General features: G+C 63.6%; 20 protein-coding genes and 1 pseudogene. 9 read left to right on the forward strand and 12 right to left on the reverse strand.

Annotation, left to right across the window (positions count from 1 at the left end):
* The first annotated feature begins 2 nt into the window (after positions 1-2).
* From gluQRS to IHV84_RS07715, 4 genes are all read left to right on the forward strand, one after another.
* Positions 3-1004, forward strand: a complete 1002-nt coding sequence (gluQRS, locus tag IHV84_RS07700) for a tRNA glutamyl-Q(34) synthetase GluQRS (RefSeq protein ID WP_198846438.1) — start codon at positions 3-5, stop codon at positions 1002-1004.
* A 14-nt stretch (positions 1005-1018) separates the two neighbouring features.
* Positions 1019-1750 (forward strand): tRNA (guanosine(46)-N7)-methyltransferase TrmB, encoded by a 732-nt coding sequence (gene trmB / locus IHV84_RS07705; RefSeq protein WP_370541224.1) that lies wholly within the window; start codon positions 1019-1021, stop codon positions 1748-1750.
* A 32-nt stretch (positions 1751-1782) separates the two neighbouring features.
* On the forward strand, positions 1783-2832 hold the full coding sequence (locus IHV84_RS07710) for a GGDEF domain-containing protein (RefSeq protein WP_198846416.1): 1050 nt from the start codon (positions 1783-1785) through the stop codon (positions 2830-2832).
* An 82-nt stretch (positions 2833-2914) separates the two neighbouring features.
* Complete coding sequence (locus IHV84_RS07715) at positions 2915-4003, forward strand: IS5 family transposase (RefSeq protein ID WP_198846417.1); 1089 nt, start codon at positions 2915-2917, stop codon at positions 4001-4003.
* A gap of 192 nt (positions 4004-4195) precedes the next feature.
* Here IHV84_RS07715 and bla read toward each other — a convergent pair whose 3' ends face one another.
* Complete coding sequence (bla, locus tag IHV84_RS07720; protein ID WP_198846418.1) at positions 4196-5113, reverse strand: class A beta-lactamase; 918 nt, start codon at positions 5111-5113, stop codon at positions 4196-4198.
* 104 nt (positions 5114-5217) lie between these two features.
* On the opposite strand from bla, the gene IHV84_RS07725 reads away from it, so the two are divergent.
* Positions 5218-6075, forward strand: a complete 858-nt coding sequence (locus IHV84_RS07725; RefSeq protein ID WP_198846419.1) for a LysR family transcriptional regulator — start codon at positions 5218-5220, stop codon at positions 6073-6075.
* A gap of 24 nt (positions 6076-6099) precedes the next feature.
* Here the strand turns inward: IHV84_RS07725 and IHV84_RS07730 are convergent.
* Positions 6100-7714: pseudogene (locus IHV84_RS07730) on the reverse strand (GAF and HD-GYP domain-containing protein).
* 60 nt (positions 7715-7774) lie between these two features.
* On the opposite strand from IHV84_RS07730, the gene IHV84_RS07735 reads away from it, so the two are divergent.
* Both IHV84_RS07735 and IHV84_RS07740 read left to right on the forward strand, forming a co-directional pair.
* Positions 7775-8794 (forward strand): rhodanese-related sulfurtransferase, encoded by a 1020-nt coding sequence (locus tag IHV84_RS07735; RefSeq protein WP_198846420.1) that lies wholly within the window; start codon positions 7775-7777, stop codon positions 8792-8794.
* Positions 8791-9444 (forward strand): glutathione S-transferase, encoded by a 654-nt coding sequence (locus IHV84_RS07740; protein WP_198846421.1) that lies wholly within the window; start codon positions 8791-8793, stop codon positions 9442-9444. Before IHV84_RS07735 ends, IHV84_RS07740 begins: the two co-directional genes overlap by 4 nt.
* Before the next feature lie 71 nt (positions 9445-9515).
* Here IHV84_RS07740 and IHV84_RS07745 read toward each other — a convergent pair whose 3' ends face one another.
* From IHV84_RS07745 to IHV84_RS07775, 7 genes are all read right to left on the reverse strand, one after another.
* Positions 9516-10046 (reverse strand): disulfide bond formation protein B, encoded by a 531-nt coding sequence (locus IHV84_RS07745; RefSeq protein WP_198846439.1) that lies wholly within the window; start codon positions 10044-10046, stop codon positions 9516-9518.
* 147 nt (positions 10047-10193) lie between these two features.
* Positions 10194-11318: a sulfate/molybdate ABC transporter ATP-binding protein gene (locus IHV84_RS07750; protein WP_198846422.1), complete on the reverse strand. Its 1125-nt coding sequence runs from the start codon at positions 11316-11318 to the stop codon at positions 10194-10196.
* Between the two features lie 12 nt (positions 11319-11330).
* The gene (gene cysW, locus IHV84_RS07755) at positions 11331-12233 is read right to left on the reverse strand and encodes a sulfate ABC transporter permease subunit CysW (RefSeq protein ID WP_198846423.1); all 903 of its coding nucleotides are present in this window, start codon (positions 12231-12233) and stop codon (positions 11331-11333) included.
* Positions 12230-13099, reverse strand: a complete 870-nt coding sequence (cysT, locus tag IHV84_RS07760; protein WP_198846424.1) for a sulfate ABC transporter permease subunit CysT — start codon at positions 13097-13099, stop codon at positions 12230-12232. The genes cysW and cysT overlap by 4 nt, the downstream gene beginning before the upstream one ends.
* A gap of 24 nt (positions 13100-13123) precedes the next feature.
* Positions 13124-14128 (reverse strand): sulfate ABC transporter substrate-binding protein, encoded by a 1005-nt coding sequence (locus tag IHV84_RS07765; protein WP_198846425.1) that lies wholly within the window; start codon positions 14126-14128, stop codon positions 13124-13126.
* Positions 14129-14364: 236 nt separating this feature from the next.
* On the reverse strand, positions 14365-14946 hold the full coding sequence (locus tag IHV84_RS07770) for an alpha/beta hydrolase (protein WP_198846426.1): 582 nt from the start codon (positions 14944-14946) through the stop codon (positions 14365-14367).
* Positions 14947-15250: 304 nt separating this feature from the next.
* A complete protein-coding gene (locus IHV84_RS07775; protein WP_198846427.1) occupies positions 15251-17035 on the reverse strand; it encodes a methyl-accepting chemotaxis protein in 1785 nt (594 codons plus the stop codon).
* Between the two features lie 367 nt (positions 17036-17402).
* On the opposite strand from IHV84_RS07775, the gene IHV84_RS07780 reads away from it, so the two are divergent.
* On the forward strand, positions 17403-18632 hold the full coding sequence (locus tag IHV84_RS07780) for a nucleoside recognition domain-containing protein (protein WP_142084354.1): 1230 nt from the start codon (positions 17403-17405) through the stop codon (positions 18630-18632).
* 86 nt (positions 18633-18718) lie between these two features.
* Here IHV84_RS07780 and IHV84_RS07785 read toward each other — a convergent pair whose 3' ends face one another.
* The 3 genes from IHV84_RS07785 to sbcB form a co-directional block, all read right to left on the reverse strand.
* Entirely contained in the window at positions 18719-20032 is a 1314-nt protein-coding gene (locus IHV84_RS07785) for a protein kinase (protein ID WP_198846428.1), read from the reverse strand.
* A gap of 22 nt (positions 20033-20054) precedes the next feature.
* Positions 20055-21299, reverse strand: coding sequence for a cystathionine gamma-synthase family protein (locus IHV84_RS07790; RefSeq protein WP_198846429.1), 1245 nt, complete (start codon positions 21297-21299; stop codon positions 20055-20057).
* Positions 21300-21373: 74 nt separating this feature from the next.
* The gene (sbcB, locus tag IHV84_RS07795; protein WP_198846430.1) at positions 21374-22819 is read right to left on the reverse strand and encodes an exodeoxyribonuclease I; all 1446 of its coding nucleotides are present in this window, start codon (positions 22817-22819) and stop codon (positions 21374-21376) included.
* 331 nt (positions 22820-23150) lie between these two features.
* Here sbcB and IHV84_RS07800 point away from each other — a divergent pair, with 331 nt between their 5' ends.
* Entirely contained in the window at positions 23151-24512 is a 1362-nt protein-coding gene (locus tag IHV84_RS07800) for a lytic murein transglycosylase (RefSeq protein WP_198846431.1), read from the forward strand.
* Positions 24513-24570: the final 58 nt, after the last annotated feature.

A 24570-nucleotide genomic window follows, 5' to 3' on the forward strand; every position in this document is an offset into this window, starting at 1 on the left:
TGATGGGAGCCCTTGCGCCCTCCGCCTGCAGCCGCGATGTGCCCCACGCACCACGCCCCTACATCGGGCGCTTTGCGCCCTCACCCACGGGGCCGCTGCACGCAGGCTCGCTGGTCGCGGCGCTGGCCAGCTGGCTGGATGCCCGAGCTGCCAACGGCACCTGGCTGGTGCGCATCGAAGATGTGGACACGCCGCGCTGCATTCCTGGGGCGGACCAGACCATCCTGAGCCAGCTGGCCCAGTGCGGTCTGCACCCCGATGGGCCCGTCGTGTGGCAGTCTCAGCGCGGCGCGCTGTACCAGCAGGCGCTGGACTCGCTGATCGCACAACGCCTGGCCTACCCCTGCGCATGCTCGCGCAAGGAGATCGAAGCTGCCCAACTCGCGCTGGGCCACGCCAAGGAGCGCCACGCCGCCCTGCCTTACCCAGGCACTTGCCGTCAGGGCCTGCATGGCCGAAGCCCGCGCGCCTGGCGTTTCAATACGACCGACTTTTACCAAAAAGTGGCTCCAGCGCTTACGCCACAAGCGCCAGCAGCTATCAATTCAGAAGCAAACTTCCTGCCATGGAAGGATCGGCGACTGGGCCGGCAAGTGCAAGACGTGGTCAGCGCCGTGGGCGACTTCGTTCTCAAGCGTGCAGACGGCCTGTGGGCGTACCAGCTGGCCGTGGTGGTGGATGACGCCGAGCAATCGGTCACCCACATCGTGCGCGGCGAAGACCTGGCCGACAACACCCCGCGCCAGATCCTGCTGCAAAAAGCACTGGGGCTTCCCACGCCTGTCTACCTGCACACCCCCCTGGTGCTGGATGTGAATGGCGAGAAGCTCTCCAAACAAAACGGCGCTGCTGCGGTGGACCTGTCCAACCCGCTCATGGCGTTGAACCAGGCGGCACAGGCTCTGGGTTTACCCGCAGTGGCAGATTCACACCACATTTCGGTGTCCGATGCGCTTGCGCACTGGGTTCAGGCTTGGTCACGAATCTACAATGACGCACCGTGACCGAACAGAACAATATTTCCACCAGCGCAGAGCCTTCCGCTGCGCCACAAGCCGCTGGCGCTGCACCCGCTGGCGTGGCATTTCCCAAAACCATCAAGAGCTATGTGCGGCGCGCCGGCCGCACCACCACAGGGCAGGCCAAGGCCTTTGAAGACCTGGGCCCCCGCTTTTTGCTCAATTACCGGGCAGAGCCCTTCGACGCCACTGCCGCCTTTGGCCGCAATGCTCCGTTGATTCTGGAAATTGGCTTTGGCATGGGTGAGGCCACGGCGCACATCGCCCGTGTGCGGCCCGCTGACAACTTCTTGTGCTGCGAAGTGCATGAGCCAGGCGTGGGTGCCCTGCTCAAGCGCATTGGCGAACAAGACATCACCAACATTCGCATCCTCCAGCACGATGCCGTGGAAGTCATTGACCACATGCTGGCCCCAGGCAGCCTGGACGGCATCCACATTTTCTTTCCAGACCCCTGGCACAAGAAAAAGCACAACAAGCGCCGCCTGATCCAGAGCCCGCTGGTCGCCAAGCTGGCGGCACGCCTCAAGCCCGGCGGGTATCTGCACTGCGCCACCGACTGGCAGCCCTATGCAGAGCAGATGCTTGAAGTGCTGGGCCAGGAGCCCTTGCTGGCCAATACGGCTGAAGGCTACGCGCCCCAGCCGGACTATCGCCCTCTCACCAAGTTCGAAAACCGCGGTTTGCGGTTGGGCCACGGGGTGTGGGACATCGTTTTCAAGCGCCGTTGACCTCTGCCTGAGCCGCACGCACTTCCCCGCCTATGAAGCCCATATTGCAACACCTGGTCGAGATGACTGGCCACCGCGACCACTTGCGGCTGGAAGTGTCGGTGCTCTCGACCCTGCAAAAGCTCAGCGGTATCAAGGAAGTGCGGGCGCTGGAGCTGTTCACTGACGACGGCCAGCCCCATATCCGCCCACGCACCTGGGTGCAGGACGGCCAGCTGGTGTCTACCGACTCCGAGGCCGCCGCAGACCCGCGCAAGGAGCCGCTGGAGCATTACCCCGAACTGATGCAGTGCGTGACCACGCAGGGCGACAGCGCCCTGGCGCACCCGCGCCCTGGTCGACACACGCTGTGGCTGCCGGTGTGGATGCACGAAAAAGTCAGCACCTGCCTGGAGATCACGCAGTCGCGCCCCTTCTCGGCCCATAAGCTGGATGTGGTCAAAGGCGTGTTCCTCGTCTACCAGAACTACCAGAGCCTGCTGGACTATTCCGAGCGCGATGCGCTGACCGGGCTGTTCAACCGCAAGACCTTCGACGAGCAATTTGCCCGCAACGCCCTGCCCGGCCTGAGCAGCAGCAAGCCCCAGAGCGCGGAGTCGATGATTTCAGAAGAAGTCAGCCCCACCAGTGAGCCCGTACAGAACTGGCTGGCGGTGGTGGACATTGACCACTTCAAGCAAGTCAATGACCGCTTCGGGCACCTGTATGGCGACGAAGTGCTGATTCTGGTCGCCAACATTCTGCGCAGCTCTTTCCGCTCGCACGACCGCATCTTCCGTTTTGGTGGTGAAGAGTTCGTGGTGCTGCTGCGCAACACCACGCTTTCCAAAGCCCACAAGGTGTTCAACCGCTTCCGCGAAGCGGTGCAGGAATACCACTTCCCGCAGGTGGGCAACGTCACGGTGAGCCTGGGTTTTGTCGGCACCTCGCGCGGGTCGCCGGTGGAAATTCTGGGCCAGGCAGACCAGGCGCTTTATTACGCCAAGGAACATGGTCGCAACCAGGTGCGCTTCTACGAAGACTTGGTCGCCACCGGCGCATTGGCAACCAAAGTGGCCAACGACGACGTAGAGCTGTTCTAACAGGCCGTTGAAAAATCCCCCGCCGACGCTGGCGTCGGCCAGTACGATCTGAAGCCATCGGCGAACAACCCAGACGAGGACGATGAGAGGCAACCAAGACTTCCAGGGGGCGATGTTCAGCTACATCAGCCTTGAAGAGCGGGTACCGGCGACACACCCGCTGCGCAAACTGCGCGCCGTGGTCGATGCGCTGCTGGCGACGATGAACCGCGAGTTCGACGCGGTGTACGCCCGCCGGGGCCGCCCCTCGGTGCCGCCGGAGATGCTGCTCAAGGCCCTGCTGCTGCAGATCCTGTTTTCCATCCGCAGCGAGCGCCAGTTGGTCGAGGCCATCGAGTACAACCTGCTGTACCGCTGGTTCGTGGGATTGAACATCGATGACAAGGTCTGGGACCACTCTACCTTCAGCGCCAACCGCGAGCGGCTCTTCAATGAAGACCTGGCCCGCGCCTTTTTCGAGCGGGTCAAGCACACCGCCGATTGGGCAAGCTTGAGCAGCGACGAACACTTCAGTGTGGACGGCACGCTGATCGAGGCCTGGGCCTCGCACAAAAGTTTCAAGCGCCGGGACGACGACCAAACCCCGACTGAGGGGCGCAATCCCGAGGTGGACTTCAAAGGACAGCAGCGCTGCAACGACACCCACGCCAGCACCACGGACGCCGATGCCCGCCTGTTCAAGAAGAGCCGGGGCGACAAATCTCGCCTGTGCCACATGGGGCACATCCTCATGGAGAACCGCAACGGGCTGATCGTGGATGTCGAGATCACCCATGCCAGCGGCACGGCCGAGCGCGAGGCGGCGCTGGCCATGTTGGAGCGTCGGGGCAACAAGAACAAGCGGGCTACGGTCGGGGCCGACAAGGGCTATGACAGTAAGGCCTTCATCGAGGGCTGTCGCAAGCTCAAGGTCACGCCGCACGTGGCGGCCAAGGACAGGCACTCGGCGGTGGATGCCCGGATCACCCGACACGAGGGCTACAAGACCAGTCAGAAGGTGCGCAAGCGCATTGAGGAGGCCTTTGGCTGGATCAAGACCGTGGGTGGTCTGGCCAAGACCAAGCTCATCGGTCAGGCCAAGCTCACGGGTCAGGCGCTGCTGTGCTTTGCCACCTACAACCTGGTGCGCATGGGCAGCATCGGCGGCTGGTGGGACGCGCATCATGCGTGAGCCCGGGGATACGTGCGCCCGAAATGGGCGAGATGGCCTGCAAACAGGCCAGATTGGCCGGTGCAATCGCTGCGCAGACGCGTCTGGGCCACTCGTTTCTTCGAAAACAGCGTCCCTGATGCGTTCGATGCCCACTTTTTCAACGGCCTGCTAAGCGCTCCAGGCGGCTGCAGGCCGCCTGAACGCCAGCGATCAGGTTCCGCGCGATGCCAAGCTTGCCCTCACCACCGCGCGGCCTACAGCAGCAATCGCGGCATCTCGCTGCTCTGGCGCTACCGCAGATCGGGTGAGATAGCAGGTCACCAGCACTGCCCCGCGGTGACCGCTGGCGCCTGGCGGCCAAAGCACGGCCACATCGTTGGCAGTACCACTGCTGCCGGCAGTGCCTGTCTTGTCCCCCACCTTCCAGCCCGGGGCCCCCGCGCGCAAGCGCTTGTCGCCGGTGCTGGTTTCAATGAGCCAACGCTGCAGCCACGCGCGGGACGAGGCAGACAGTGATTCGCCCAACACCAGCTTTTGCATGGTCTGGAGCATGGCCAGCGGGGTGGTGGTGTCGCGCACATCGCCAATGGCGGCTTCGTTCAGAGTGGGCTCATTGCGGTCCAGGCGCGTGATGGGGTCGCCCAGCATACGCAGGTAGCGGGTGAGCGCAGCCGGGCCGCCGTGGCGTTCCAGCAAGACGTTGGCTGCAGTGTTGTCGCTCAGGCTCACCGTGGCAGAGCACAGTTCACCCACCGTCAAGCCCCCGCCTGTGCCTGCGCGCGGCCCGCTGACGGGCGAGTAGTCGACCACATCGGCAGGCGCGTAGTGCACACGCGCATCAAGCTTTTCGAGGCCCTGGTCCACCAGCGACAGCATCCACCCCGCCAGCAGCAGCTTGAAGGTGCTGCACATTGCAAAACGTTCGTCCTGACGCCAGCCCAAAGCCAGGCCGGTTTCGGTATCCAGCATGGACACACCCAGGCGGCCCTGCGCGTTGTGCTCAATCCCTTCCATGGCGCTGTTCCAAGTTTTGGAGATGCCTGCGCCAGGTGCGGCCCGAACTGCGCAACCCGCCAACGGGGAAAGCCCCAGCGCGGCCAACCCCAAGGAAAACTCTCGCCTTTGCATTCTGAAACTCCATCCTTTTGAAAGATCGCGACGATAAAGCGCCGCTGCGCGTTGCGCCAATGGCAATCATTGAGAGCAGACCCAAGAAAAACTAATACATCATCATGCACTTGCCTCTCAATGCCCTGCGAGCGTTTGAAGCCTCCGCACGGCACCTGAACCTCACCCGCGCAGCGCTGGAGCTGCACGTCACCCAAACCGCGGTGAGCCAGCACATTCGCAAGCTGGAAGATCATCTGGGCAAGCCGCTTTTTCGGCGATTACCCCGGGGCCTGGCATTGACAGACGAGGGGCTGGCGCTGCTGCCCACGTTGAGCAATGCCTTCGCACGCATGGAGACGGCACTGGAACAGATTCGCGAAAAACGGCCGCGCGAAGTGCTGACCGTGGGCGTGGTGGGCACGTTCGCCGTGGGCTGGCTGCTGCCTCGGCTGCGACACTTTCAGCAGACCCACCCGTTTGTGGACCTGCGCCTGCTCACCAACAACAACCGGGTGGACATGGCAGGAGAAGGGCTGGACTATGCCATACGCTTTGGCGACGGAGCCTGGCACGGCACCCACGCCCAGCAGATTTTTCAGGCACCACTCTCGCCCATGTGCACCCCCGCCTTGGCCCAGGGGCTGCAGCAGCCGAGTGACCTGGCCAGGCTGCCCTTGCTGCGCAGCTACCGTACCGATGAGTGGACGGCATGGTTTGCGGCAGCGGGCCTGCCCTGCCCGGTGCTGCGGGGCGCGGTGTTTGACTCCTCCCTCACCCTGGCCGAGGCTGCAGCGCAGGGCGCAGGGGTGGCCCTGTTGCCAGTGGCCTTGTTCACGCGTGAGCTGCAACAGGGCCGGCTGGTGCAGCCCTTTGCCCTGGAATTGCACCGTGGCGCCTACTGGCTGACCCACCTGCAGTCGCGCACGCCCACCGCCGCCATGCAAGCATTTGGGCAGTGGCTTCTGGAGCAGATCCACTGACGGTAGCCACCTTCGGCAGTACGCTCAAAGGTCGATCTGGGCTGGGTCCAGGAACTTTTGCGCATAGCGTTGAGGCACGCCCTGGCTCACAAACACGTCGAACAAATCCGGGTCGATGTGGCCGCCGTTGCGCATCTTGACCATGATGTCCAGCGCTTGCGAGATGCTCATCCCGCTTTTGTAGGGCCGGTCAGCGGCCGTGAGGGCTTCAAACACATCGGCCACGCCGATCATGCGGGCCTGCAGGGACATCTGCTCGCGCGTGAGCCCTTTGGGGTATCCGCGCCCGTCCATGCGCTCGTGGTGCCCGCCCGCGTATTCGGGCACGTTCTTGAGGTGGCGCGGCCAGGGCAGCGTCTCCAGCATCCGGTTGGTGGCCACGATGTGGTGGTTGATGATGTCGCGCTCGGCCTGGGTCAACGTGCCCGACCGGATGGTGAGGTTCTCCACCTCGTCCGCCGTCAGAAAACTGGTTTGTACGCCCTGCGGATTGCGCCATTGGCGTTGCGCCCCCATGTCACGCACCCGCTGCTGGTCGGCCGGGCTCATCGCCTCCACCCCCCTGGTTCACGGCACGCAAAAAATCGCGGTCTTCGTCCAGCGCCGTCAGCTCTTGCTGCAGCGCCTGCTGGATGCTGGCCTCGGCAGCAGCATCGGCCACCGGCCGCAGGGCCAGCTGTCGCCGCAGGGCCGCGAGTTCAGCGTCGCGCTTGAGCACCTCAACACGCGTTTCTACCAGGCCAATGCGGTCATACAGCGTTTGCAGCTTGGTAGCCTTGTCCACCACATGCACGGGGGTGGTGATCTTGCCGCAGTCGTGCAGCAAACCCGCCATCTTGAGCTCGTACCGGTCGCGCTCGGTCATGTGAAAACCTGCGAGCGGCCCCTCCTGCGTCGCATGCGCTGCTTCAGCCAGCATCATCGTGAGGGCAGGCACGCGCTGGCAATGCCCGCCGGTGTAGGGCGACTTTTCATCAATGGCCAGGTTGATGAGGTTGATGAGGTTGACGAAAGATTCAAACAACCGCTCCAGTTGGGAGACGAGCAAGCGGTTGGTGAGCGCAATGGCTGCCTGGCATGCCAGCGATTCGGCCAGGCTCTGGTCGGCTTGCGAGAAGGGAATGATGGCGCCCGTCTCCGGGTCGCGCGCGTTGATGAGCTGCAGCACGCCGATCAGCTCCCGGTCATGGTTCTTCATCGGTACCGTCAGGAAGGACTGCGAGCGGTAACCCGTTCGCTCATCAAAGGCCCGGGTGCCAGAAAAGTCGAAGCCCTTGGCGCAGTAGGCATCGGCAATGTTCACCGTGCGGTCGTGAATGGCCGCATGGGCGGCTATCAGCGAATCATTGGGCGCGCCATCGGGCGTGCGCAAGGGCAGCAGCGGCAGATCCACCGCTTTGCCCGTGGTGCCGCCCAGGCGAATGCCAAGTGAATCCGTGCGCAGAATCTCGAACTTCAGCGCCGACTGGTCCTCGGTCACGCTGTACAGCGTGCCGCCATCGGCACCGGTGATGGTTTTGGCCGCTTCCAGAATATTTTCCAGCAAGCGCTCAATGTCACGCTCACGCGACAGGGCTGCGCCGATGCCATTGAGCTGTTCCGGCCGCCGGAACAGATTGAGAGTGGATTCCTTGCTCATGCGCCCGCCTCGGATACAGCGTTGGTGATCCCCGCATCGTAACGAAAGGTGACCGCTATCATGGCGACCTTCTTGCCTGCCTGCATTTTTTCTGTGGACCCTGCCGCCCCCCGCTACCTCACCGCCGCCCTCTACCAGTTTGTGGACCTGCCCGACTTTGCCGAACTGCGTGCGCCGCTGCAGGCACTGTGCGAATCCCACGGCGTGCGCGGCATGCTGCTGCTGGCCCATGAGGGCATCAACGGCACTATTGCAGGCCCGGCAGAGGGTGTGCAAGCCGTACTGGCCTGGCTACGCAAAGACCCTCGCTTTGCAGCCTTGCAGCACAAAGAGGCCGCGACCGATGCCATGCCGTTCTACCGCATGCGCGTGCGGCTCAAGAAGGAAATCGTCACGCTGGGCGTGCCGGGACTGAACCCTGCACGCAATGCCGGCACCTATGTGAAGCCCGAGGATTGGAACGCACTGATCGACGACCCCGGCGTAGTGGTGATCGATACACGCAACGATTACGAAGTGGGCATCGGAACGTTTGACCGCGCCATCAACCCGCACACCCGCAGCTTTTCTGAATTTCCGGCGTGGGTGGCAGAACAATCGCAGCCCGGTGGTGTGCTGGCTGGCAACCCCAAGGTGGCGATGTTTTGCACGGGCGGCATTCGCTGCGAAAAATCCACGGCCTTTCTCAAATCACAAGGCTTTGAGGAGGTGTACCACCTGGAAGGCGGCATTCTCAAGTACCTGGAAACAGTGCCCGAGGAGTCCAGCCGCTGGCATGGTGACTGCTTTGTGTTTGACGAGCGGGTGTCCGTAGGCCACGGCCTGGTGCGTGGCCACCACCAGCTGTGCCGCTCCTGCCGCATGCCGCTGGGCGAGGCCGAGCTGCAATCGCCCCACTATGTACCGGGCGTGAGCTGCCCCTACTGCCACGGCACCCGCACACCCGAGCAGGAACGGGCCCTGGCAGAACGCGAACGGCAGGTGCAACTGGCTGCAAAGCGCGGCCAAGCGCACATTGGTGCCAAACCACAGCAGGCCACGCCCCCACCCCCGCATACCGACGAGGACACTTCTGCATGAGCGCCCTGCCCGTGCTCTATTCATTCCGCCGCTGCCCCTACGCCATGCGTGCGCGGCTGGCCCTGGCGGTAAGCGGCCAAAGGTGCGAGCTGCGCGAGGTGGTGCTCAAGGCCAAGCCCCAGGGCTTGCTGCAGGCATCGCCCAAAGGCACGGTGCCTGTGCTGGTGCTGCCGAGTGGTCAAGTGCTGGAGCAGAGCCTGGACATCATGCTGTGGGCGCTGGGCCAGCACGACCCACAAAGCTGGCTGCACCCCAGCCAGGGCACGCAGGCAGAGATGCAAGCACTGATCGCCGAGTGCGATGGCCCGTTCAAGCAGGCCCTGGACCGCACCAAGTACCCCACGCGCTATCCAGAATGCAACCCGGCGTATGAACGGGCACAAGCCGCCCGCTGGCTGGGCGCGCTGGAAGCCCGCCTGAACGAGCATCCTTTTCTGTTTGGAGAACACTGCGCTCTGGCAGACATGGCCATTGCCCCGTTTGTGCGGCAGTTTGCGGGGGTGGACCCTGCCTGGTGGCAGGCCCAGCCCTGGCCGCGTCTGCAGGCCTGGCTGGCGCAGTGGCAAGCCAGCAGCTTGCTTGCCAGCGTGATGGAGAAGTACCCTGCCTGGGTGGATGGCGAAGTGGGGATTACTTTTCCGCCCGCCTGAAGTCGACAAAGCCCCAAGCCGCGCCCATAAAAAAGGCGCCGCAATGGGCGCCTTGGAGGATTTGATCAAGCTCAGGCCAGGGCTGCGCGCCCATCGTTTTTGCTGCGGCCCGCACGGACCAACAGCGCCAGCAACACCAGCCCAAAACCCACAAAGCAGAGGAAAGACCAGTTGGCAATCGAGCCGCCCAGGAAAGTCCAGTCAATGGCCGTGCAGTCACCCGAGCCACGGAAAATCATGGGAATGGCGCGGCCGATGGGGTAGTTTTCGATCATGCCGTAGAAGTCACGGCCGCAGGTGGCTACCTCAGGCGGGTACCACTGCAGCCAGCTCTGGCGGGCGGCCACAAACGCACCGAAGCCAGCCGCGAGCAGTGCCAGCGCCGCAAAACTCATCCACCAGCCTTTTGAGCCTCTAGCGCTTGCCAGACCAGCGAAGACAGCTACCAAAATGAGAGCATACCGCTGCACGATGCACATCGGGCAAGGCTCCAGGCCCACCACATGCTGCAAATACATGCCAAACGCCAGCATTGCGACACAGGCCACGCTGATCAGTGCCAGCACGCGCCGCGGGGCCTGATCGATCCAGTTCAACACCATCATTCTTATCTCTCATCCAACAGTCGCCGCTAGAGCATTGCTCTCTGAAACCGTCACAGCCCCAGCGCGCGGACGGCCAGCAAGGGCCGCCCCGCAGCAAAGGCCGTCGTCCCCCTTGGGGGAAGACGCGAAGCGGCTCAGGGGGAGTCAGATTCCAGCAGCGTGGTCCAGAAAAACACGGGCGCGGCGCGGTGTCACCACCAGCGTTTCGCCCTCTTTGAAGCCCTGCTCCTTGAACTGCTGCGCAGGGATCTGCGCTTCGATCAAGGAGTCTGGGGACGCATTGTCCGCTGGTTTGTGGTCTTGGGACGGAATAAGTTCCAGCCGCGCGATGGGCCCCACCACGATGGCGCGGCTCAGCTGTGCCACGATGCCACGGGGGCGGCCTTCGGCGTCCAGCCCGGCGCCAGGTGCATAACGCTCCACATCCAGGTCGTGCGGGCGCACGTAGGCAAAGGCCTTGGCGTTCTGCGCGGCCTGGTGTTCGGGCGAAACTATCTGCATGCCTTCCAGGTGCACCAGGCCCTCATGGGCGCGCCCATGGAACAGGTTCACATCACCCAAAAAGCCATACACAAACGGGCTGGCGGGATGCTCCCACACCTGCTGGGGCGAGCCGCTTTGCTCGATCTTGCCCTGGTTGATCACCACCACGCGGTCGGCCACTTCCAGTGCTTCCTCCTGGTCGTGGGTCACGAAGATGCTGGTCACATGCAGTTCGTCGTGCAGGCGGCGCAGCCAGCGGCGCAGTTCCTTGCGCACCTTGGCGTCGAGCGCGCCGAAGGGCTCGTCGAGCAGCAGCACCTTGGGCTCCACCGCCAGGGCGCGGGCCAGGGCAATGCGCTGGCGCTGGCCGCCAGAGAGCTGCGAGGGATAGCGCTCGGCCAGCCAGTCGAGCTGCACCAGCTTGAGCAGGTCCATCACCTTTTTCTTGATCTGCGCCTCGCTCGGGCGCTCGCTGCGGGGCTTGACGCGCAGGCCAAAGGCCACGTTCTCGAACACCGTCATGTGGCGGAACAGCGCATAGTGCTGGAACACAAAACCCACGTTGCGCTCGCGCACATGCACGTCGGTGGTGTCTTCGCCGCTGAAGTGGATGGTGCCCACATCGGCCGTCTCCAGGCCCGCGATGATGCGAAGCAATGTGGTCTTGCCGCAGCCCGAGGGACCAAGCAATGCGATGAGTTCACCCGAGGCAATGTCGAGACTCACATCGCGCAGGGCCTGAAAGTCGCCAAACTGCTTGCTGACGTTACGGATTTCAATGCTCATGTTCTGTTTCCTTCACACGCCAGCGGGCGCGGGGCGCTCGGGCGGCAATTCAGCGGCGGCCTTCAGGGCCTGCTCGTTGCGGTGTTCGGCAATCGTCTTGATGACCAGCGTGACCAGGGCCAACAGGGCCAACAGCGAGGCAGCGGCAAACGCGGCCACCGACTGGTATTCGTTGTAGAGAATCTCGACGTGCAGTGGGATGGTGTTGGTCTGGCCCCGGATGTGGCCCGACACCACCGACACCGCGCCAAACTCACCCATGGCCCGTGCGTTGCACAAGATGACGCCGTACAGCAGGCCCCACTTGATATTGGGCAGGGTTACGTACCAGAAAGTTTGCCAGCCGGTAGCGCCCAGCACGATGGCGGCCTGTTCCTCATCATTGCCCTGCGCCTGCATCAGCGGGATCAATTCGCGGGCGATGAACGGGAACGTGACAAACACAGTAGCCAGCACAATGCCCGGCACGGCAAAGATGATCTTGATGTCGTGCGCCTGCAGCCACGGGCCAAACCAGCCCTGCGCGCCAAACATCAGCACATAGATCAAACCCGCCACCACGGGCGACACCGAAAACGGCAGGTCCACCAGCGTCGTCAAAAACGCCTTGCCCTTGAACTCGTACTTGGCGATGCACCAGGCCGCCGCCACGCCAAACACCAGATTCAGCGGCACAGCAATCAGTGCGGTGATCAGTGTGAGCTTGATGGCCGACCAGGCATCGGGCTCGCGCAGGCCTTCCAGGTACGCGCCAAAGCCCTTGCGCAGCGCCTCGGCAAACACGGCGGCCAGCGGCAGCACGAGGAACAACAGCATGAAAGCCAGTGCCAGCGCGATCAGCGTGTAGCGCACCCAGGGCGCCTCGGTGGTGCCCGCTTGTGCGCGGCGAACAGTTCGAGAGTTGGCGCCGCTCATGCTGGGGCCCCCGCGTGGCGGCGCTGCCAGGCTTGCAGCGCGTTGATGATGAGCAGCAGGATGAAGGAGATGACCAGCATCACCACGGCCACGGCGGTGGCGCCTGCGTAGTCGTACTGCTCCAGCTTGCCGATGATGATGAGCGGCGTGATCTCAGACACCATAGGCATGTTGCCCGCGATGAAGATCACCGAGCCGTATTCACCCACGGCCCGCGCGAACGCCATGGCAAAGCCGGTGAGCAGCGCGGGCGTGATGGAAGGCAGGATGACCTTGGTGAAAGTCTGCAGCCGCGTGGCGCCCAGGCAGGTGGCGGCTTCCTCCAGTTCCTTCTCGGCGTCTTCCAGCACCGGTTGCACGGTGCGCACCACAAACGGCAGCCCGATGAAGATCAGAGCAATCACGATGCCTGCGGGCTTGAACGCGAGCTGGATGCCCATGGGCTCCAGAATGCTGCCCACCCAGCCGTTGCCCGCCAGCAAGGCGGTCAGCGAGATGCCGGCCACAGCCGTAGGCAGCGCAAACGGCAAATCAACCAGCGCGTCCACGATCTTCTTGCCCGGAAACTTGTAGCGCACCAGCACCCAGGCAATCAGCAGACCGAACACCAGGTTGACCAGCGCTGCGATGAACGATGCGCCAAACGTCAGCCGGTACGACGCCAGCACGCGCGGCGCGCTGATGGCGGCCCAGAACTGTTCCCAGGTGAGGGTGAAGGTCTTGAAAATCAGGGCCGACAGCGGGATCAGCACGATGATGCTCAGGTAAAACAGGGTGTAGCCCAGCGACAGCCCAAAGCCGGGCAGCACGCGCTTGGGCGCACGCCGTCCGGCCGGGGCTGCGGCCACAGCAGTCGCGGTGGTCATAGGTGAATTTGCAGCGAGATGGGCTTACTTGGCGCCAGGGGTGTAGAGCTTGTCAAACTGACCGCCATCGTTGAAGTGCACTTTTTGCGCTTCAGTCAGCGAGCCAAAGTACTTCGCCACGGTGAATTGCTTGAGCGGCTTGAAGGTAGCGGCGTACTTCTTGAGCACCGCTTCAGAACGGGGGCGGATGGCGTGCTTGGCGGCAATTTCCTGGGCTTCGTCCGAGTACAGGTAATCCAGGTAAGCCTTGGCCAGCTGCGCCGTGCCCTTTTTGGCCACGGTGCGTTCGACCACTGCCACAGGGTTCTCGGCCACGATGCTGACCGATGGGTAGATCGCATCGACCTTGCCGGCGCCGAACTCGCGGTCGATGGACACCACTTCGGATTCGAAGGTGATGAGCACATCGCCCTGGTTGCGCTGCAGGAAGGTGGCCGTGGCATCACGCCCGCCCTTGGCCAGCACCGGCACGTTTTTGTAGAGCTTGCTCACGAATTCGGCGGCTTGCGCTTCGGTGCCGCCCTTCTCGCGGATGGCGCCCCAGGCGGCCAGGTAGGCGTAGCGGCCGTTACCGCCGGTCTTGGGGTTCACCACGATCACCTGCACGCCAGGCTTGATGAGGTCTTCCCAGTCCTTGATGCCCTTGGGGTTGCCGTTGCGCACCAGGAACAGCATGGTCGAGGTGGTGGGCGATGCGTCGTGCGGGAATTTCTTGGTCCAATCCTTCGCTACCACGCCGTTGTCGGCCAGGAACTGCACGTCGGTGGTGGTGTTCATGGTGACAACATCTGCCGCCAGGCCGTCGTTCACGGCACGGGCCTGGGCGCTGGAGCCCGCGTGTGACTGGTCGATCTTCACGTCCTGGCCGGTGGTCTTCTTGTAGTGCGCAGCGAAGGCGGCGTTGTAGTCCTTGTAGAACTCGCGGGCCACGTCGTAAGACACGTTCAACAGCGTGTTCTGGGCACTGGCCAGGCCGCTGGCAGCCAGAGCCAAAGAAGCCAGGAGGGTCTTGAGTTTCAAAGTAGTCATGTCGCGTCGCTCGCAAAAAGCTGTAGATGGTTCATTGTCCCCACGCATTGCTTAAAACTCAAAAGAATATATTTTTGTTAATTAATCAGGATTTGGAATATGAAGCCATGGATGTAGATGAACAGGCTCCCTGGCCTCGCAAAAGTCCAATCCCTGGCAATGTCACAAGCTTTTAAGGAAAAGTGGCCCTAGCGCCCGTTACAAAAGCGCAAGCAGCTATCAATTCAATAGCGCCATCAAGTCATCGCACCCTGAGCCAGCTCTTCTGCTGGCGTCGGTTGCAAGGGCAACTCCACCTCCGTCAGCGATTGCAATAGCGCACGACCCAGCGGCCATTCGCCATGGCCTGAATCCACATTGATGTGCCCTGCGTTCTGCAAGCGCACAAACTCGCTGCCCCAGGCGCGCGCATAGGCGCCGGCCAGGCGGATGGGGCAGTACGGGTCATTGCTGCTGGCCACCAGAATGCTGCGGTAAGGCAGCGCGGCGTAGGGCACCGGGGCAAAGTCGCTCAACACCGCGCGGCGCTCGGGGTCGGCAGGCGCCACCAGCAAGGCGCCACGCACTCGCGCTGCGGCTTCAGGCTTCATGTGGGCGGTGGTGATGCAGCCCAGGCTGTGGGCAACGATGACCACGGGGCCTGGTTGTTCAAGCACGGTCTCTTCCAGCCGCGCCACCCAGGCAGAGCGGGTGGGCGTGTGCCAGTCGTCCTGCACGACCCGCCGGGCCTGCGGCAGCCGTTCGGCCCACAGCGTTTGCCAATGCCCAAGCCCGGAATCCCGCCAGCCGGGCACGATGATGATGGAGGTGGAAGTCACGGCAGTCCCTGCCCCGACCGCCCCGCCCCACCCTTTTGGCGGGCTGGTTCAGTGCGGCTTCGGGTTTGTGTGGTTGGAAGTCAGGGCTGATTTTGGGAGGGCATCGTTAAAACCCAAACGAATATATGGCTTTTACTTAATGACCAAACTATCTTTAAGGAGGTGACTGCAGATCCGTCCCTGAATCGAGCAAGAACCATGGGCCCAGAAAAAAGCACGCTGGGTTGCAGCGTGCTTTTGAAGTGATCCGCCAGGTTTGCGCTGGGGCGGCACCAGCGCTACTGGCAATGTTCAGCCAGTGGGCTCAAAAGCTTTCCCACTCGTCATCCGCACCGCCCTTGCCCGATGCGGCGGCTGCTGCTGCGGGGGTGGGCGCGTGGGCCTTCCCACCCGGTGCAGCCAGGCTGGCGGCTGGCTTGGGGGCCTTCGTGGCTGCCGGGCGCAGTGCACTGGCCGCTTTGGCGGCACCCAGCACGGGGCGGCTGGATGGAGCACTGGCCGCAGGCCCCGCTGTGGCACCGAGCCGTGTTCCTGCGCTGTAAGCTGAGTCTTGCGCCAGTTTGAACACGGCCACGGCGTGAACCAACTCGCCCGCCTGGGTGTTCAGGCTGGCCGCTGCCGCCGCCATCTCTTCGACCAAAGCCGCATTCTGCTGCGTGGCCTGGTCCATCTGCGTGACGGCTTCTCCCACCTGGCCCACGCCTGCGCTTTGTTCGCTGCTGGCCGCGCTGATCTCTCCCATGATGTCGGTCACGCGCCGGATGGCGGTGACGACTTCTGTCATGGTGGCTCCTGCTTTGTCTACCAGCAGGGTGCCTTGCTCTACCCGCTCTACGCTGGCCATGATCAAGCTCTTGATTTCTTTGGCCGCTTCTGCGCTGCGCCCGGCCAAGCTGCGTACTTCGCTGGCTACCACCGCAAAGCCTCGCCCTTGTTCGCCTGCACGGGCGGCTTCCACGGCGGCGTTGAGCGCCAGGATGTTGGTCTGGAACGCAATGCCGTCGATGACGCTGATGATGTCGGCAATCTTGTTGCTGCTGGCGTTGATGCCTTTCATGGTCTCCACCACTTCGGCCACAACTTCACCGCCCTGGGCGGCGACGGTAGATGCGTTCATGGCCAGCTGGTTGGCGGTGCGGGCGTTGTCTGCGTTTTGCCGCACGGTGGAGCCGAGTTCTTCCATCGACGCGGCGGTTTCTTCCAAAGCGCTGGCTTGTTGTTCTGTGCGTGCGCTCAGGTCGTTGTTGCCCGAGGCAATCTGGGCCGAGGCCGAGGCCACGCTTTCCGAGTTTTGGCGCACCACGCTCACCGTGCGCACCAGGCTTTGCTGCATGCGTTGCAAGGCGCTGAGCAGCTGGCCGGTTTCATCGCGCGAGTCCACATCGATGTGGGCCGTCAGGTCGCCGCCCGCCACGCGGTCGGCCACCTCCACCGCACGGGCCAGAGGCGCGGTGATGGAGCGGATGAGCCAGACGGCTGCGGCAATTGCCACCGCAATGGCCAAAACGGCCACCACCACCAAGGTGGTGCGGGCCTCGTTGTAGGTGCGTTCAGACGCCTTACTGGCCTGCTCGGCGCCGTCACTGTTCGTCTTGACGAGCTTGTCCAAAATCCCTTCGATAATCGCGTACTGCTTGGCAGATTCACCTTCCATAATGGCCCGCGCTTGGTCGCTCTCGTTTTTGCGTGAATGGGCCAGCGCCGTGTTATTGACCGCGATGTTCTTGGTCCAATTGCTGGCAAATTCGTCGTACAACTTTTTTTCTTCCGGGCTGCTGATCAGTGCTTCATACTTTTTGCGCAACTGCACCATCTTTTCCCGGCCTGCGATGAGCCGCTGATCGATCTTCGCCTTGGCCGCATCATCGGTGTTCATGATGTGGCTCAGCACAATCGATCGCAGCGCAACAGTCTCGGTATTAAAAGCGTTCACCGCCCCGATACTGGGCAACCAGTCCTCGGTGATTTCAACCGTGGCGGCGCGCATGCTAGACAGCTGCGCCATGGCCGCGACAGCCAACCCCACCAGCATCAGCACCAGCAGTGCAAATGCGCCAGACAGGCGAGTGGAAATCTTCAAGTTTTTCATAGAACCTTCTTTAAAACGACTTGAACCAAGGCACGCACCGGCAGTGCTGCGCAGACGAACCCAACACCCTTTTGCAAAACACACCCCAGGCAATGACAGGAAGGTGCCCAGGCGGTCTCGCTTAGAAGATTACGCCTGAGTTCTTTGCTAGAAGTAACAACTGTAATTTATCACAAATTGAGCAAAAGTGATAAAAGCAAAATGATTTTTAACGCTGGTCAACAAAGTGGGAATGTTGCCCATCGTCCACCCAACGTTGCCACGGGCGTGGCACAGGGCGCTGTTGGGTGCCTTAAACTGCCAACGGCTGTAGGGCACCCTGCACCACCTCTGGCATTTCCGATCTCCCCCTGCACCTGGCTTCCACATGCTCAATACCCTTTGGCTGGGCTTTTTCATCACGGCTGCCATTTCAGCGCTGGCGCAATGGCTTTTGGGCGGCCAGGCCCAGGTGTTTGCGACCATGGTCGAGTCGCTGTTTGCCATGGCCAAGCTCTCGGTGGAGGTGATGGTGCTGCTGTTTGGCACGCTCACGCTGTGGCTGGGCTTTTTGCGCATCGCAGAAAAGGCCGGCATTGTGGATGTGCTGGCGCGCTGGCTGGCGCCCCTGTTTGCCCGCCTGATGCCCGAGGTGCCCCGTGGCCACCCTGCCCTGGGCTTGATGACGTTGAACTTTGCGGCCAACGCCCTGGGGCTGGACAACGCGGCCACACCCATGGGCCTCAAGGCCATGCGTGCGCTGCAAGAGCTGAACCCCAAGCCCGACACCGCCACCAACGCGCAAATCCTGTTCCTGGTGCTCAACGCATCGTCACTCACGCTGCTGCCGGTAAGCATCTTCATGTACCGCATGCAGCAAGGGGCGGCCGACCCTACGCTGGTGTTTTTGCCCATCTTGCTGGCCACCTCGGCATCCACCCTGGCCGGGCTGCTGGCCGTGGCCGTGGTGCAACGGCTGCCGCTGTGGCACCCGGTGGTGCTGGCCTACCTGCTGCCGGTGGCGCTGGTGCTGGGCGGGTTCATGGCGCTGCTCACCACGCTCAGCGCGGCCGCGCTGGCGCAGTTGTCATCGCTGCTGGGCAACCTGACCCTGTTCAGCCTGGTGGTGATGTTTGTGCTGGTGGGGGCGTGGCGCAAGGTGCCCGTGTACGAAGCGTTTGTAGAGGGCGCCCGCGAAGGTTTTGACGTGGCCAAGGGCCTGCTGCCCTACCTGGTGGCCATGCTCTGCGCCGTGGGGGTGCTGCGCACCTCAGGAGCCCTGGGGTACGCGCTGGAGGGAATCCGCTGGTGCGTGGAAGCCATTGGCATGGACACGCGGTTTGTGGATGCCCTGCCCACCGCGCTGGTCAAGCCCTTTTCAGGCAGCGCGGCGCGGGCCATGCTGATCGAGACCATGCAAACGCAGGGCGTGGACAGCTTTGCGGCGCTGGCCGCCGCCACCATCCAGGGCAGCACCGAGACTACGTTCTACGTGCTGGCAGTGTACTTTGGCGCGGTGGGCATACAGCGTGCGCGCCACGCGGTGGGCTGCGCCCTGCTGGCAGAACTGGCGGGCGTGGTGGCCGCCATTGCGGTGTGCTACCAGTTCTTTGGGTGATCGGATTTCAAGGAAAAATAGCCGCTAGCGCAATATAGTCAAGCGCTACCAGCTATTAAAAACATAGCACCCTCAATACAAGCACTTCAGTCGGCACCTGACCCCAAATCCGCCGCCCCCAGTTGCTTGCTGGTGGCCGCCAGGCGTGACACCAGCACCTTGATGAAGGCCTTGTCAAACCGCGACTGCAGGTCGGCAGACGCCTCGCGCAATGCGGGGTTCGGCACCTTGATGACCAGGGTATCCGTCTGCGCCACCGCCGTGGCGCTGCGCACCCGGTTGTCGGGTTGCAGGTAGGTCATTTCGCCCAGCGTGGCGCCCGGGCCCAACGTGCTCAGGTGCCAGCCTTCGCGGGTGATGCTGACCTGGCCTTCCACCAGCACGTAGAACGAATCCCCAGCCAGCCCTTCCTGCAAGATCACCTTGCCTTTGGGCGCCCAGCGCCAGCGGCCCAGGCGCATCAGCTCCCACAGCGCTACGTCGTGGAAGTCGGCAAAAAACGGCAATGCGCGCAGCAGGGCAAAGCGCTGGGCTTCGGAATCTTGCGGGCGTGTGGCGGGCAGCGCGTGCTGCACGGCCAGCAAGGCACTGGCAAAGTCTGCCCAGGTGGTAAACCGCTCTTGCGGCCGCTTGGCCAGCGCCCGCAGCAGCACGGCATCCAGGTGCTCGGGCAAGTCGGTGCGCAGCAGCCGGGGCGGCGTAGGCGCCTCGTGCGTGATGCGGTACAGGGTGGCAAAGTCGGTGTCGCCATCAAAGGGGCGGCGCCCGGTGAGCAGTTCATACACCACCACGGCCAGCGAGAACATGTCGCTGTGGTGGCCCAGGTCCTGCTCCTGCACCTGCTCGGGCGACATGTACGAGGGCGAGCCCACCAGCCCGGCCAATTGCGTGGCATCACTGCGCACCGCCAGGGCCGCGCCAAAGTCGGTGAGCTTGACTTCGCCTTGCTCGGACAGCAGCACGTTGGCGGGCTTGATGTCGCGGTGCACCAGCCCTTCGCGCTGCGCGTGTTCCAGCGCGTTGCAGCATTTGTAGGCAATGTCCAGCACCTGCGCCAGGGGCAGCAAGGTGTCTGCACTGGCAAACGCCGACAGCGGCTGCCCGGCCACGTATTCGAGCACCAGGTATGGCTGCGCAGCGTGTTCATCCGCATCCAGCAGGCGCACGATGTTGGGGTGCCGCAGCCGCGCGGTGAGCATCACTTCATTGCGCAGCAGCTTGCGGTAGCGTTCAGCCTGCTCGGGCTGGCGCAACAGGTGGGCGTGCAGCTGCTTGATGGCCACCTGGCGGCGTTTGAACGCATCTACCGCCCGGTACACCACCCCGCTGGCGCCCCGGCCCAGCTCGGCTTGCACCTGGTATTTGCCAATGTGCAGGGGCAGGGCCGAGGGCGCGTTCATGGCCGTGAAAGGCGAGGCTGCCTCAGCCCGCCAGCGCCTGTGCAAAATCAGCCAGCAGGTCCTGCGCGTCTTCCAGGCCCACCGACAGGCGGATCATGCTGTCGCCAATGCCCATGTTCGCCCGTACCTCTGGGCCCGCTTCCCAGAAAATGGTGTGGGCCACAGGGATGATCAGCGTGCGGGTATCGGCCAGGCCTGTGGCCTTGATGGGCAGGCGCAGGCGGTTGCACAGGGGCAAACAATCGCCCGGGTCTTTCAGCTCAAACGACAGCAGCCACGAGCCTGCCTTGAAATGCTTGCGGGCGCGCGCGTATTGCGGGTGCGATGGCAGCAGCGGGTAGTGCACCTTGGCCACGGCCGGGTGTTGCTCTAGCCACTGCGCCAGCGCCAGCGCGGTGGCGCTGGTGCGTTCCATGCGCAGGGCCAGGGTTTCGGCCCCCACGGCAATCTGGTGGGCGCTGTGTGAAGCCAGGGTGCCGCCCATGTCGCGCAGGCCTTTCTTGCGCACCTGCTGCAGGCCCCACCCCTTGGGATCGCCCTTGCGGTAGGCCTCGAAAATGTTGGGGTAACCGGCCCAGTCGAACAGCCCGGTATCGGTGATAGCGCCGCCCAGCGCATCGCCGTGGCCGCCAATGCTCTTGGTCAGCGAATTCATCACCAACCCCGCGCCCACCGTGGCCGGGCGGAACAGGTAGGGCGATGCCACGGTGTTGTCCACCACGTACAGCAGCCCCTTGTCGCGGCACAGGGCGCCAATCCCTTCCAGATCGGGCACTTGCGTGCCGGGGTTGGCAATGGTTTCGACGAACACCATGCGGGTGTGGGGGCGCACGGCCGCTTGCACCTGGGCTGCGCCAGTGGCGTCCACCGTGGTCACCTGCACACCCAGGTCGGCCAGCGTGCCAAACACGCTGTTGGTGTTGCCAAACACGAACTTGCTGGCCACCAGGTGGTCGCCCGCCTTCAGCAGCGTGAAGAACATGGCGCACAGCGCGGCCATGCCGGTAGAAAAGACGATGGAGCCGGTGCCGCCTTCCATCTGGGTGATCTTGGCCTCTAGTGCCGCCGTGGTGGGCGTGCCCTGGCGGGCATAGTTGTAGCCGCCCTTGGCCGTGCCCTGGAAGACAGCGATCAAGTCTTCCACCTGGTTGTAGCCGTACTGCACGGACGAGTGGATGGCTTGGTGGATGGCGCCCTTTTCGGCCCCGCCCCAGCGGTCGGCGTGGACGATCTGGGTCGTGAAATCAACGGCAGGCTTGGTGCTCATGGTGGCGAATGCGAAAACTGGAAAAAGAGAAGAAGGCGTTCAGCGCGCTGGGGTGGCCGGGGCGGTGCGCCGGATCAGCGCTCGGGCGCGATGTGTTCGGCGTAATCGTACAGCGCGCCCAAAATGTCCTGCGTACGCTCGTCGTCAGCGGTTTCAGAGATCTCGTCGATCTGCGCAAACAACTGCTCCACCGTGCGCGCCCCGCCCTGCCCGTCAAACAGACAGGCAGCGCGGTGGGCTTCCCAGCGTTCCTGCTCTTCGGGCGTGAGGGTTTCCGGGAAGTTGCGGGCCCGGTAGCGCCACACCAGCTCCTTCAGTCGCGGGTCGTCAAACCCCGTGCGGGCGGTGGCCAGCCTGGCGCCACCCATGGTGCGCAAGTCGTTCAGGGTGTGCCGGTCGTTGTTGCCCACAAAGCCGCCGTACAGGTCCTGGTCCACATCGGGCGCAGGCTCTTGCGGCCGGGCAAACACGGCGGGCCAGAGGCCGCTCATGTCCGGCAGGCTGCGGGCCACTTCGGCATGCGCTGCGGCCTGGGCCAGGTCAATGCCCCAGCGCTGCGCCAGCGCGGGCGTGAGGGTGTTCACATTGCCCACCACCATGGGGGATTTGTTGAGGTGGATGGTCTTGATGGGCAGGCGCGCCACGCCCTCGGGCAGGTCTGCCGCGCGGGTGAACAAGCGCAGGCGAATGTCGTCCACATTCAAGGTGGCCAGCTCGCGCGGGTCGTGCGCCAGGTCCCAGGCAATCAGCTCGTTCTTGTTGGTGGGGTGGCTGGCCAGCGGCCACATCACCGCCAGGCAGCCCCGCTCTGCCGGGAACATGCCCGACACATGCAGAAAAGGCCGCGCCGTGAGCGCTGTGGCGGGCAGGCGCAACTCAGCCGCCACGCGGTCTTTCTTGTGCAGCGCCAGGGCAAAGTCAAACAGCTTGGGGTTGTGTTGGCGAATGAGCCGCGCCAGCGCAATGGTGGCGCGCACGTCCGACAGCGCATCGTGCGCGGCCTCGTGCACCAGGCCGTTGGCTTTGGAGAGGTGTTCCAGCTTGAAACTGGGCGAGCCATCTTCCTTTTTCGGCCACTGGATGCCGTCTGGCCGCAGCGCATACGTCATGCGCACCACGTCCAGCAAGTCCCACCGGCCGCACTGGTTCTGCCACTCGCGCGCATAGGGGTCGATGAGGTTGCGCCAGAACATGAAGCGCGTGATCTCGTCGTCAAACCGGATGGTGTTGTAGCCCACGCCAATGGTGCCGGGCTGGGCAAACTCGGCCTCGATGCGGTTCGCAAACTCGCGCTCGGGCAGGCCTTTTTCCAGGCACAGCTGGGGGGTGATGCCGGTGATGAGGCACGACTGCGGGTCGGGCAGGTAGTCGTTGGCGGGCCGGCAGTAGATCATCAGCGGCTCACCGATCTCGTTGAGCTCGGCATCGGTGCGGATGGCGGCAAACTGCGCCGGGCGATCCAGCCGCGTGTTGGCACCAAAGGTTTCGTAGTCGTGCCAGAGAAAGGTGTGAGAGGCCATGGTGCTCGGTGGGAAAACTTCCGCCTGGAAACCAGCGCGATGGAGAAAGCCCCCCAAAGCCAGTGGCGGGCCCGCGAAAAGCGTCAACTGTAACCGGGTTTACAGTCATTTTGGCACGCAGCGCTTATTGGGCAAGCGCTAGCAGCTACCAAATAGATAGCAATTTGCTTAGAGCGGCTAACAAAACTCAGCGAAGCGGTTCTGGCTAGGCGCTGTGTCGTCGGCAGTACGAGTGGTACGACAAGACACAGCAACGACGCCAGAAGAGTTTTGTTAGCCGCTCTTATGCCAACTGACACAGGGGCGCACCGGCGAGGCTGGACAATGGGGCATGCGTTACTTTCACCCCACACCACCCCTGCCCTGCCTCCGCTTTCCAGTCCCCTTCACGGCCAAGGCATCTGCACTGGCACTGGCCTGCGCCCTGGCTTTGGGCGGCTGCGCCACGGCGCCTGGCGCAGGCACACCTGCGGCCCTGCCACCTGCTGCGCCTGCGGCACCTGCCGTTCCGCCCCCAGCCGCCGCCGTGCCAGCAGCCCCCGCAGCGGCAGACGGGCATGAAGAAGGTTTTGTTCAATGGCGCAATGCCTTTGCTGCGCAGGCGCTGGCTGAAGGCATTCGCCCCGACACGGTGCGCAACGTGCTGGCCCAGGCCCGATGGCAGCCCCTCGTCATCGAGCTGGACCGCTCACAGCCCGAGTTCACACGCACCCCTTGGGCGTATCTGGACAGCGCCGTGTCACCCCTGCGCGTCAGCCAGGGCCTTGCCAAGCTGGAGCAGCACAGCACCCCGCTGCAGGCTGCTGCGGAGCGCTACGGTGTGCCCGCCAGCGTGGTCACCGCCATCTGGGGCATCGAGAGCAACTACGGAAGCAACTTCGGCACCTTCAAAACCGTGGACGCCCTGGCCACGCTGGCCTATGAGGGGCGACGGCACGACTGGGCGCGCTCACAACTACTGGCAGCGCTGCGCATCATTGACCGGGGCGACATTGCGGCAGAAGCGATGATCGGCTCCTGGGCCGGGGCCATGGGGCACACGCAGTTCATTCCCACGGTGTTCCAGGCCTATGCGGTAGATGCTGATGGCGACGGGCGCCGCGACATCTGGGGCAGCATCCCCGACGTGGCGGCATCGACCGCGCATTTTCTGGTGCGAGAAGGCTGGGTGCCCGGTGAAACCTGGGGGACCGAAGTGCAGCTACCACCGGGCTTTGACCACGCCAGGGCTGAGTTGAGCGTGCGGCAAAACACCGCACAATGGGCGGCTGAAGGGGTGCGGTCCATGGACGGCAACGCCCTGCCCGACCTGGCCTCTGCCTCCATCCTGGCGCCCGCCGGTGCGCGGGGCCCTGCATTTTTGGTGGGTAAGAACTTCCGCACCATCCTGCGCTACAACAATTCCACCAACTACGCCCTGGCCGTGGCGCTGTTGTCGCAACGCCTGAGCGGCGGCCCCGGCGTGGTGGCTGAATGGCCGCGTGACCTGCAACCCCTGTCGCGCGAGCAAACGCGGCAACTGCAAGCGGCGCTGAACGCCAAGGGCTTTGACACGGGCACCCCTGACGGTGTTCTGGGCCCCGCCACACGCGCCGGGCTGCGCAAGTACCAGCAAAGCCAGGGACTGGTGGCCGATGGCTATCCCACGCTGGAGTTGCTGCGCTCACTGGCGCCTGCAAACACCACCCAATAGTGGCAATGCCAGTAAGTTAAGCAAAGGCCCTTCGGGGTCTTTGTTGTTTGTACAGTGC

The organism is Acidovorax sp. IB03 (assembly GCF_016406015.1).
Lineage (GTDB): Bacteria > Pseudomonadota > Gammaproteobacteria > Burkholderiales > Burkholderiaceae_C > Acidovorax > Acidovorax temperans.